This is a genomic window from Clostridium transplantifaecale (assembly GCF_900626075.1).
GTDB classification, from domain to species: domain Bacteria; phylum Bacillota; class Clostridia; order Lachnospirales; family Lachnospiraceae; genus Otoolea; species Otoolea transplantifaecalis.
In genome coordinates this window covers 259,564-271,418 of the sequence record NZ_UYZY01000004.1, presented here as the reverse complement: position 1 = coordinate 271,418, position 11,855 = coordinate 259,564, and the positions used below count along the sequence as shown (strand labels likewise).

9 protein-coding genes are annotated in these 11,855 nt (G+C 48.8%); 5 read left to right on the top strand and 4 right to left on the bottom strand.

Features of this window, described 5'->3' with window-relative positions:
* The first annotated feature begins 180 nt into the window (after window positions 1-180).
* The 4 genes from EJL91_RS16235 to EJL91_RS16220 are packed head-to-tail and all read left to right on the top strand — an operon-like array spanning window position 181 to window position 4,170.
* The gene (locus EJL91_RS16235; RefSeq protein WP_125143014.1) at window positions 181-957 is read left to right on the top strand and encodes an SDR family NAD(P)-dependent oxidoreductase; all 777 of its coding nucleotides are present in this window, start codon (window positions 181-183) and stop codon (window positions 955-957) included.
* Window positions 954-2,102 carry a galactonate dehydratase gene (gene dgoD, locus EJL91_RS16230; RefSeq protein WP_125143013.1) on the top strand — a complete coding sequence of 383 codons (1,149 nt, stop codon included), beginning with the start codon at window positions 954-956 and terminating at the stop codon, window positions 2,100-2,102. The genes EJL91_RS16235 and dgoD overlap by 4 nt, the downstream gene beginning before the upstream one ends.
* A 26-nt stretch (window positions 2,103-2,128) precedes the next feature.
* On the top strand, window positions 2,129-3,034 hold the full coding sequence (locus EJL91_RS16225) for an SMP-30/gluconolactonase/LRE family protein (protein WP_243125428.1): 906 nt from the start codon (window positions 2,129-2,131) through the stop codon (window positions 3,032-3,034).
* Between the two features lie 59 nt (window positions 3,035-3,093).
* Window positions 3,094-4,170 (top strand): substrate-binding domain-containing protein, encoded by a 1,077-nt coding sequence (locus EJL91_RS16220; protein WP_125143011.1) that lies wholly within the window; start codon window positions 3,094-3,096, stop codon window positions 4,168-4,170.
* Window positions 4,171-4,345: 175 nt separating this feature from the next.
* Here EJL91_RS16220 and EJL91_RS16215 read toward each other — a convergent pair whose 3' ends face one another.
* Window positions 4,346-5,713: a purine-cytosine permease family protein gene (locus EJL91_RS16215; RefSeq protein ID WP_125143010.1), complete on the bottom strand. Its 1,368-nt coding sequence runs from the start codon at window positions 5,711-5,713 to the stop codon at window positions 4,346-4,348.
* Window positions 5,714-5,728: 15 nt separating this feature from the next.
* Window positions 5,729-6,808: a DUF917 domain-containing protein gene (locus EJL91_RS16210; RefSeq protein WP_125143009.1), complete on the bottom strand. Its 1,080-nt coding sequence runs from the start codon at window positions 6,806-6,808 to the stop codon at window positions 5,729-5,731.
* Between the two features lie 247 nt (window positions 6,809-7,055).
* On the opposite strand from EJL91_RS16210, the gene EJL91_RS16205 reads away from it, so the two are divergent.
* Window positions 7,056-8,207, top strand: coding sequence for a PucR family transcriptional regulator (locus EJL91_RS16205; protein WP_125143008.1), 1,152 nt, complete (start codon window positions 7,056-7,058; stop codon window positions 8,205-8,207).
* A gap of 161 nt (window positions 8,208-8,368) precedes the next feature.
* Here the strand turns inward: EJL91_RS16205 and tuf are convergent, their stop codons facing one another.
* Window positions 8,369-9,562 (bottom strand): elongation factor Tu, encoded by a 1,194-nt coding sequence (gene tuf, locus EJL91_RS16200; protein ID WP_125143007.1) that lies wholly within the window; start codon window positions 9,560-9,562, stop codon window positions 8,369-8,371.
* Between the two features lie 160 nt (window positions 9,563-9,722).
* Window positions 9,723-11,843: an elongation factor G gene (fusA, locus tag EJL91_RS16195; protein ID WP_125143006.1), complete on the bottom strand. Its 2,121-nt coding sequence runs from the start codon at window positions 11,841-11,843 to the stop codon at window positions 9,723-9,725.
* Window positions 11,844-11,855: the final 12 nt, after the last annotated feature.

Below are 11,855 nucleotides of genomic sequence, written 5' to 3'. Positions count from 1 at the left end.
TAATTAATGAATTGAGACTTTGCTTTTTCTTGACATAAATCTATATTATTCGTATAATACGATTAACATATTGTGATGAATTGGGCTTCTATCTGCCATTTTTTTACTCATCACATTTTTAAAACGTCTAAAGTGTTATCGTTAACACTTTGTCAGTCACAATCAGAATGGAGGTTTGTTATGTACAGAAAAACAGCTCTCGTTACAGGAGCAGGACGCGGCATCGGCCGGGCCATCGCCATTGAACTCGCAAAAAATGGCTATGATGTTGGGGTGAATTACTTCCACAGCAGGGAAAGGGCTATGGAGGTCTGCCGGATCATTGGAGAATACGGTGGGAAAGCTGTCCCTATCTGCGCTGATGTCTCAGACTTTAAACAGCTTAACCGGATGTTTGATTTATTTTTTGAGGAGTTCCCTTCCATTGACCTGATGGTCAACAACGCGGGTATCAGCAAATTTTATCCATTTTTAGAGGTCACCGAAGAACAGTGGGAGGAAATCACCCAGACGGACTGGAAAGGCGCTTTCTTCTGTACACAGCGTGCAGCGCAAAACATGATTAGCCGGAAGAAATCCGGGGTGATTATCAACATTTCCTCCAACCATGCCGACGGCTGCTGGCCCAACGCCAACATCTACGCCCCTACGAAAGCAGCCCTGACCAAATTCGGCAGGAATGCCGCCATGGAGCTGGCTCCTTACGGAATCCGCGTTATCACCGCCGCCCCCGGCTACACCGACGTCGGCTGGGATAAGTCAGATCCCATCCACCGGGCCGCCCCTAAAATCCCGTTAAAACGGTTTGCCCAGCCGGAAGAAATCGCCCGAATTATCGCGTTTCTGGCCTCAGACGCCTGTGCCTATATGACCGGAAACTGCGTCACCATCGACGGAGGTTCCCTGCTTCCGATCCTGCCCGAGAACGATTACAAACCGATGGAGGAATTAGTATGAAAATCACGAAAATAGATACTTATCATGTACTTCCCCGCTGGCTTTTTCTGCGCATTGAGACGGATGACGGCCTTGTCGGCTGGGGCGAACCCGTCGTGGAGGGGCGGGCCGATACAACGGAAACGGCCGTCCACGAACTCATTCCTCTGCTGAAAGGTTCCGATCCCAGGCAGGTCGAGGATATCTGGCAGACCATATACCGGGGCGGCTTCTACCGCGGCGGCCCCGTCCTGACCAGCGCCTTATCAGGAATCGATCAGGCTCTGTGGGACATCCGCGGAAAATATTTCGGAGCCCCCGTCTATGATTTGTTAGGGGGAAAGGTACGGGATAAAATGGAAGTTTACAGCTGGATTGACTCCGGTAGCCCCGAAGAGGCTGCCGCCTGTGCCAAAGACCGCGTGGCCCACGGTTTCCGGAATATCAAGATGACCGGTGTGGATCAGATAGGCTGGATCAATGATTCCGCCCAGATCAACGCACTGCTGGCAAAGGTCCAGGCAATCCGCGATGCGGTAGGATACGGCATCGGCATTGCCATCGACTTTCACGGACGCGCCCATAAATCCACCGCCAAAACGCTGCTTCATGAGCTGGAACCGTTCAAACTTCTGTTTGTCGAAGAACCGGTTCTGATAGATAATGAGGAAGCCTTTGCAGAACTGCACAGCTGCACTCACATTCCCTTAGCCACAGGGGAACGCTGCTATACACGATGGGATTTCAAACGTATGCTCCATGGCGGATACGTAGATATTATACAGCCGGATTTGAGCCACGCCGGAGGAATCTCCGAGGTCCGCCGGATCGCGGCCATGGCGGAGGCCTGTGATATTGCCCTGGCTCCCCACTGTCCGTTGGGGCCGATCGCGCTGGCCTCCTGCCTGCAAATCGACTTCACCTCAATCAATGCCTGTCTCCAGGAACAGAGCCTTAATATGGCTTACAACCAGGGTACGGAAATTACAACCTATGTAAAGGATCCGTCTGTATTCCGGTACGAAAACGGCTTCGTACACGCGCTCACAGGTCCCGGTCTGGGGCTTGAGATCAATGAGGAGGCAGTCTTAGCCGCCTCCAGGGAAAAACATCACTGGAAGAACCCAATCTATCACATGCCGGACGGCAGCGTAACCGAATGGTAGAAAGGAGGAAAAACGCATTGATTCGTATGATAGACGCACCGTCCTGCACCCTGGGTGAAAACCCGTTGTGGAGGGCCGATACGGAAGAATTTTACTGGACTGATATCGTGAACGGGATAATCTATGCCGTCCCGTCGTCCGGTCAAAAACCAGCATATCGCGTTTTGGAAACGCCGTTCCAGACAGGCGCCTTCCTGTTTACATCATCCTGGGATCTCCTGCTGTTTACAGAGCAGGGAGTATTTCTGTCCTCGTGGACCGGAGACGAATATGACGCCGCTCTGCATAAGCTCTGGGAGGTCCCCCGCGATATCCCATTTCTAAAGGGAGAACGTTTTAACGATGCTATCTGCGGTCCGGACGGGCGCGTCATGGCCGGAAGTAAAAGAGAGAATAATGAGAACGGTGCGTTATATTGCTTCGAACCTGGCAGGAAACCGCATATTTTTCTGAATCACTTACAGATTTCCAACGGCATGGGCTTTTCTCCGGATGGAACTGTCTTTTACCATACCGACTCGGGTCCGGGAACAATCACCGCCTACCGCTATGTGCCGGAGAATGCGCCGGAAAAAATCGGCGTCGTTTATCAGGCATCCGGCCCTCAGGCCGTGCCGGATGGAATGACTGTGGACGCACAGGGAAATATCTGGACCGCCGTCTGGGGAGGCGGCTGTGTGCTGAAGCTTTCCCCTTCCGGCAATATACTGTGCCGTTATCCTCTGGATGCCTCCCAGGTATCCAGCGTCTGCTTTGGCGGAGCAAAAATGGATCAGTTATTTGTAACCTCCGCTTCCATCGGAGCCGGAGATCATCCCGGAACCTTCATGGGAGGCCCCTCCTATCTGCTCGACGGAGCCGGCTGCGGAAAATCGGAATACCCGGTACAAATAGGAACAGGCATTATGCCGCTTTCTTTACTTTTAGGCTAAAATCCTGTATAATCAATGTATTTCATATACCAAAAAATGACAATTAGGAGTTATATAATATGCTGCATCCAACGATAAAAGATGTTGCCAGAATTTCCGGCGTCTCCATCGGCACGGTAGACCGGGTTCTGCATGACAGAGGGCGTGTTTCTGCCAAAAATAAAGAGGCCGTACTTCAGGCTATCGAACAATTGAATTACCGCCCCAGCCAGATCGCCCGCGCCCTGGTCTCGCGAAAGAACCCCCTTACCCTGGGTATTACCTACCCAATGGTGGACCGTGATTTCTGGCAGGAAGCACAGGTCGGCATCCAGTACGCCTGCTCCAAACTGGAAGCTTTCGGCGTCAAACTGGTTGTGGATTCATTTCCGGCGTATAATATTAAAGCACAGATCGCTTCCATCGACCGGCTGCTGACGGAGGGTGTGAACGGAATTGTCTTAACCGCGGTTGACGACGGTACTTCCGGCCAGATCGACGAACACATACCCGGGGATATTCCTTACGCCACCGTCATCAATGATACGGTCGGCGGCCGGCGCACCTTTTTCGTAGGACCTGACGATTTCGCACTGGGAAGACTTGCCGCCAAACTGGTCAGCCTGTACGTGCCCGGCAGCTGTCATGCCGCCATCCTCTCCCCTAACGCACTTTTTAACGGCACGCAGCAGAGGATCTCCGGCTTTCTCAGTAAGATTAACCAGGAAGGGCTGGATATCCAGGTTCAGCGCGTGATTCCGGTGGAGTCCGACGATTCAGAGGAAAGTGTCTACCGCAACATCTATCAGGCTGCTTCCGACTGCATTGCGAATTATCCCGGCCTGAATGCCGTCTATGTGACTAACGGCCTGATCGAACAGGTTGCCGCAGCCGTGGAAGACGCGGGCAAAGGCGGAGAAATCCTGTTGTTCGGACATGAATATACCTCCAATATGTACCGCTATATACAAAACGGAACAATCGCCGCCTCTCTGTACCAGAAACCGGCTTCCGAATGGTATCAGGCCATCTGTATGCTGTATGAGGTTTTGAATAAAGAACGCACCATCACCCAGCCGATCTGCACGACGGAATGCAGTATTATTGTAAAAGAGACCCTGCCTTTTATTAAGGTGAGCGGGGTGGATCTTTTATAGGGGCGCGGTGAGACGAAACGCAAACTGACCCTGCTGAAGTCTATAACGCTTCAGCAGGGTCATACTATACTGTCTTCCAACTATATTTACAAACCGCCTTAACCGTACTCTTTTTCTCTTTGCACCTGTTCCTGCCTGTTATTTTCCCGTTAATACCATATAGCACCACACGGTTCTACTCTTTTACCGGCAATATCTCCTGCAATGTCCTCCGCTGTTTAGCAAAAACCTTTTCCGCCGTACAATAACAGAGAACCGCAACAATAATACATACAATAGGAGTCGGAATGATATCGCCTACGGATGTAAACCAGCCAAGCCCCACCGGTTTTGCAGTCATTGTTATTCCGGCAAAGGAAGCAATTGCCCAGGAGGCCAGCGCGCCGTATTTGCAGCCCTCCACGCCGCCGTCACCTTCCTTGTCATAGCTTTTTCTGTTGCACAGATAGAAGTCAGCTATCAGGATCCCTGTAATCGGAGCAATAAACACGCCCAGCAGGCTTAAAAAGGTTACAAAGTATTTGTATACGCCCAATCCGGCAATCATTGTGCTGATAATACCCACAATAAAGGTCAGCTTCATACGGGAAATTTTCACCACGCCGTCCAGCGTATTCATCAGTCCCAAAACGCTTGTATACAGGTTGTTGTCATTCGTAGTCCACTGGCCGATAATCAGCACAATTGCGCCGAAGAACCCAAGTCCCAGGGACTCTATCATAATCTCCACGATGTTCCAGTTATGGAAAGCATAGTTGAAGAAGGCTCCGCACATCAGCACCGGAATATATCCCCAGAAATGGCCGATGCTCACTCCAATCGCGCAATCCTTCTTTGTGGTGGAAAATCGGCTGAAGTCACCTATCATCGCAATTCCTACCGCAAAGCTGCCTACTACGATGGAGATTCCCATCGGAATTGTGATCGGTTCCCCTACGGGACCTGCCTCGATGATGCTGTTCATCGGAATAATGCCGGCCGTCTTCCATACGGCGACAATACACAAGACAAATAAGAGCGGAAGCCCTATTTCACTCAGCTTTTTAATCGCCTTGAATCCCATAATCGCAGTCAGGGACATGGCCAGTCCGCCGATAATTGTGAAAATGACGGGGTTGATTGCGGTTCCCTTCACTTCTCTGATAATCGAGGAAACCGTATTGCCGAACAAATCCGCCTGGAACGCATACCAGCCAAAGTTGGAAAAGCACAGAATAATGCCGATAATCTTTGCTCCCTGCCTGCCGAAGGGCCTTCTGGCGGTAAACGAGGTGGACAGGTGAGTATGTGTGCTTACCATGGCGTTCAAAATCCCGAGGACCATAATAATCAAGGAACCGAGCACACTGACAAGCAGCATGTTCTTAAATGATAAACCATTAGCGAGGAGGCCCCCCGTTGCCAGGCCGCTCAGGCCGAAACCGGACCCCAGCCATACCATTCCCTGCTCAAACCAGGTCTGCCTGGCTTTTGGAGGCACCGGTGTTTTCTCGTAATCGTTGAATAGTTCCGCTATTGAATTTTCCCTGATTGTTTCACTCATCCGTATATCCCCCTCTCAATCATTTAAGAACCGGCAGTCCATATCAAATCCGAAAAAGCGCGGATTCAGAATATCCATTCCCCTGTCTCTTCTCCAAAGTTCGTGGCACTTAAATCCCAACACACACAATTCCATCCCCTCGTGACAGTTTGGATTTGTCACGGGCATTCCCGTCTTCTTCTCCACAATACAGATTAAGTCAGGACAGGTCAGTTTCACCTCTTCATCTATCCAGAATACCATATTTTCATTCTTATACCAAACTCTTCCCAGAGAGTTTTTAAAATTTTCCTGCCCCTGCAGGTAAATATCGCCCAGGGTAAAGCCGTCTTTGATTTCCCAGGCAGTTTCCCCTGTCACAATCCCCTCAAAGAGGAGCCTTCCCTCCGCGGCGTCCAGAATAGCCGCAACAGGATCCTTTCCCTCTTTGCAGGCCTGTCTTCTGGCCTTTCCTACCTTCTCCGCATAGGTAAGAGCCGAAGGCACTACCGAGTGTTTCAGCTCCCTGCCCCGGATTGGATGATCCGCCATTCCCACCAGGTTGTCGGAACCAACCGCCATAAACCGTGACAGCGCTTCCGCTCTGGCGTCGCTCTCCACCTGTTTTACAATAACAACATCCCCATACTGTGTTGTGACCGAAAACGGCGTGATAGGCTGTTCCGTGACATAATAGGTGGAAAACTGAAGTTCCGGCACCGCGCGGCCGGCTGCGTCCGCATCCACCATATATTTTCCCAGGTGGGCGGCAGCGGCCATCGCCTCACCTGTATTGCCTCCGCCGTACTCAATGGAGACGAGGCCGTCGAACGTAATGCCCATATGCTCCTCAAGAGCCGTCACCGCGGCCGGAATCTCCTCGCCGGTGATTTCCACCTCCTGCCCCTCCGGCATGATTGAACCGCAGAAGTAGGGATTGGCAAACCAGGCCTCATCCTCAATCTCGTCAAACTCCAACAGCCTGAATTCCTTTCCATTGTTAAATTCTTTCTCTACCGCTTCCATTCCGCTCTGCAGTGAACCGCCTCCCCCGGTACCCAGTATCGTACATCCTGTCAGGATATCATTTACCTCCTGATAATTTAGTTTTCTCATTTCTTACCCCTCCGATTTCATTTACTCTTCTCTCTTCATGTACTCTTTATCTCTCACCAATGATTTTCTTTGATGATATCAGTATAACAGTCATCCTTTTGCACTTCATTATAGTGCAGTACAAGATCAACCGGAATTTCATTGTAAATTTCACAATGCATACTCTGTGCTCTGGTTTACGTCCCGTTTTTCATGTATAATGAGAGCAAGATACCTATGATTGACATACATGGAACGGGGGATTTCTATGAGCATAACGGTTCGTGATATTCTTGAATTAAGCCTGCTAAAAGACTCTGAGATAATTTCCGGCGCAGGCGGCCTGGATCGCGAGGTGACAAGGGTTAACTTTACCGACTGTCCTATCCAGTTTAATGACCTGGAATACAGCCTGGCGCTGAAAGGGGATCTGTACATCAGGAGCCTTTATTCAGTGAAGGACAATGAAAAAGAATTGTATGATACCTTTTATTTTTATGTAACGAGCGGTAGCTCCTGCTGTATTGTGACAAATGAGTATCTGACGGAGTTTCCGGAGAATATCCTGGAACTGACGGAAAAGAATCATTACCCTGTTATAAAAATCAGCAGCAATGTCCCTTATGGCGATTTGATACGTGATATCTCGGAGCTGCTGATGACGGAGCAGTCCGAGCTTTTCTTTGAAAATAAGCTGAACCGTCTGCTTTATGAAACTCTCTCCCTTTCGGAAATCCTGGAAATCGGGAAGTATGTCAACCCGATTTTTAAAAGGGAATATATTGCCCTGTGTTTTCATCTTCCGGAACTGAACAGCCGCAGATTCTACAGCCTCCAATCCGATTTAAAGGCGCAGTACCAGCTGCGTCTCCGCCGGTACCAGAACGGTGGGTTTCTCATCTTTAATTATCAGGAACACACGGAGTTTGAAGCTGCTTTACCCGGAATCAGGAAGCTCTTCGCCTATTACTGCACCGGATACTCCGCCGGAATCAGCGGCCCTTTTGAGAATGCCTCAGACTTCCAGCAAAGTATCCGGCAGGCCTGCTCTTCCCTGAAGATCGGTATGATGTTGAAACAGAATATTACCTATTTCGATGATCTGCATATTTATAACCTGCTGATGGCAGTCCATGACAATGCGCCCTTAAAGAAATTTTATACAATGACGCTGGAACCCCTTATTGAGTATGAAAAACGCCATAATGTGGATTTGATAGAGACAATCGAGGTTTATCTCTCCTGTGACGGCGATTATAAGGCGGCTGCCGTCAGGATGAAACAGCATGAGAATACAATCCGCTTCCGGATTAATAAGGCAAAAAGCCTGCTGGGCATGGAACATTCCCATTATAAATTTATTGAACAGGTTGCATTGGCGCTTAAGGCGCGGAATGTGGAGAAGTTCTCGGAAGAATAAGTAAGTAGGGGATAAGAGACCGAAGGTACAGTTGAATGGTGGTTAAAAATTGGTGCAACAGAAAAACCCCAGAGACCGAAATCTCTGGGGTAATCTTACGCTTGGACACAATGTACCTGCATAGAGCGGGTACGGAATTATATATAAGGCGATGCCTCTTCTTATTCGATGATAGAAACTACTCTACCTGAACCAACTGTACGTCCGCCTTCACGGATAGCGAAACGAAGTCCCTGCTCCATAGCTACTGGATGGATCAGTTCAACTGTCATTTCTACGTTGTCGCCAGGCATACACATCTCAACGCCTGCTGGTAAATCGCAAACGCCTGTAACGTCTGTTGTTCTGAAGTAGAACTGTGGACGGTAATTGTTGAAGAATGGTGTATGACGGCCACCCTCGTCTTTTGTCAGAACGTAAACCTGAGCTGTAAATTTCTTATGGCATTTTACAGAACCTGGTTTAACAAGACACTGGCCTCTCTGGATCTCTGTTCTCTGAACACCACGAAGAAGAGCGCCGATGTTATCACCAGCCTGAGCCTCATCAAGGAGTTTACGGAACATCTCGATACCAGTTACAACTACTTTACGAACTTCTTCCTGGATACCAACGATTTCAACTTCGTCAGATACATGAAGAGTACCACGCTCAACACGGCCTGTAGCAACTGTACCACGGCCTGTGATAGAGAATACGTCCTCTACTGGCATAAGGAAAGGTTTGTCTGTTTCACGAACTGGGTCCGGAACATAGCTGTCAACTGCAGCCATAAGTTCAAGAACTTTGTCGCCCCATTCGCTGGAAGGATCTTCAAGAGCCTTTAAAGCAGAACCCTGAACGATAGGTGTGTCATCGCCTGGGAATTCGTACTCGTTAAGAAGCTCACGGATCTCCATCTCTACTAATTCAAGAAGCTCTGGATCGTCAACCATATCGCACTTGTTCATGAATACTACGATGTAAGGTACGCCTACCTGACGGGAAAGAAGGATATGCTCTCTTGTCTGAGCCATAACACCATCTGTAGCAGCTACTACAAGGATAGCGCCGTCCATCTGTGCAGCACCAGTGATCATGTTCTTTACATAGTCAGCATGGCCTGGGCAGTCAACGTGTGCGTAATGTCTGTTCTCTGTCTCGTACTCAACGTGAGATGTAGAGATTGTGATTCCACGCTCTCTCTCTTCCGGAGCTTTATCAATGTTCTCAAATGCAACAGCCTCGCCAGTACCTAATCTCTCATGAAGAGTTTTTGTGATAGCAGCTGTTAATGTTGTTTTACCATGGTCAACGTGTCCGATGGTACCAATGTTACAATGCGTTTTGTTTCTTTCAAACTTTGCTTTTGCCATTTTATAACGTCCTCCTTAATTTGCACCCATCCGGGGCTTCATAATTTATGTTAGGCTGTCTCTAATTATATTCGATCAGAGCATGTTTTTCAAGCCTATTATTTACTTTCCGGGCAGTTTCTTCACTGCCTGGAAAGTTTACAACGATTTGTTTTTCTCTTTATTTGTCTGCCTTTGCAGCCAGAACTTTCTCCTGAACGCTCTTCGGTACCTGCTCGTATTTCTCGAAGAACATGGAGTAGTTACCACGTCCCTGTGTCTTGGAACGTAAGTCTGTGGAGTAACCGAACATCTCGGATAACGGAACGTAAGCTCTTACAAGCTTTCCGCCGCCGATATCTTCCATACCTTCGATACGGCCACGACGGGAGTTGATATCACCGATAACATCACCCATATACTCTTCAGGCATTGTTACTTCTACCTTCATAACCGGCTCAAGTAAGATAGCTCCTGCTTTGTGCATAGCATCTTTAAATGCCATGGAACCGGCAATATGGAATGCCATCTCGGAGGAATCGACCTCATGATAAGAACCGTCATATACGGTAGCTTTAACGCCCAGTACCGGGAATCCGCCAAGGATACCTGCTTTGGAAGCCTCTTCGATACCTTCGCCTACAGCCGGGATATATTCCTTCGGAATAGCACCGCCGACAACGGCAGATTCGAATTTGAACACTTCTTCAGCGTTAGCGTCCATCGGCTCAAAACGTACCTTACAGTGTCCGTACTGACCACGTCCACCGGACTGTTTTGCATATTTGCTGTCTACGTCTACTGCCTTTGTAAATGTCTCCTTGTATGCTACCTGAGGAGCGCCTACATTGGCTTCAACGTGGAACTCGCGGAGAAGACGGTCAACGATGATTTCAAGATGGAGCTCGCCCATACCTGCAATAATCGTCTGTCCTGTCTCTTTATCTGTATAAGCACGGAAAGTAGGATCCTCTTCTGCAAGTTTTGCAAGAGCCTCGCCCATCTTATCCTGTCCTGCTTTTGTCTTAGGCTCGATAGCGATATCGATAACCGGCTCCGGGAATACCATGGATTCCAGGATTACAGGGTGCTGTTCATCACAGATTGTATCACCTGTTGTGGAGAACTTGAATCCGATTGCTGCTGCGATATCGCCGGAGAAAACTTTATCTAACTCCTGACGTTTGTTCGCATGCATCTGAAGGATACGTCCTACACGCTCTTTTTTGCCCTTTGTTGCGTTCAGTACATAAGAACCGGAGTTCATAGTACCTGAGTAAACACGGAAATAAGCCAGTTTACCAACGAACGGGTCTGTCATAATTTTGAATACAAGTGCGGAGAATGGGTCAGCATCGGAAGATTTTCTCTCCACTTCGTTGCCGTCCAGGTCAGTTCCTTTAATAGAAGGAACGTCTACCGGTGAAGGCATGAATTCGATAACTGCATCCAGTAATTTCTGAACGCCCTTGTTTCTGTAAGCTGTACCACAGCAAACCGGGATAGCGAGGCACTCACATGTTGCCTTTCTTAATGCTTTCTTCAGTTCCTCTGTAGAAGGCTCTTCACCCTCGAGGTACTGCATCATTAATTCGTCATCCAGCTCGCAGATTTTCTCAACCAGCTCTGTACGGTACAGTTCAGCGTCGTCTTTCATATCGTCCGGAACGTCTGTTACGGAGATATCCTCGCCCTTGTCGTCGTTGTAGATGTATGCTTTCATCTCGAACAGGTCGATAATTCCCTTAAACTCGTCTTCCTTACCGATTGGGAGCTGCAGACAGATGGCATTCTTACCAAGTCTGTTCTTAATCTGCTCTACAGTTCCATAGAAGTCTGCACCCAGGATATCCATCTTGTTGATGAATGCCATACGAGGTACATTATAGGTGTCGGCCTGACGCCATACGTTCTCGGACTGTGGTTCTACACCGCCCTTTGCACAGAATACACCTACAGCGCCATCAAGTACACGCAGGGAACGCTCAACCTCAACTGTGAAGTCAACGTGTCCTGGAGTGTCGATAATGTTGATACGGTGTTCCAGAGCGCCTGGCTTTTCTTTGCAGTATTCCTGCAGAGTCCAATGACATGTGGTAGCTGCAGAGGTGATGGTGATACCTCTCTCCTGCTCCTGAGCCATCCAGTCCATGGTAGCCGTACCTTCATGTGTATCACCGATTTTATAGTTTACACCGGTGTAATACAGGATACGCTCCGTAGTAGTGGTCTTACCGGCATCAATATGAGCCATAATACCAATGTTTCTGGTTCTCTCTAATGGATATTCTCTTTCAGCCAAAGCTTTTTCCTC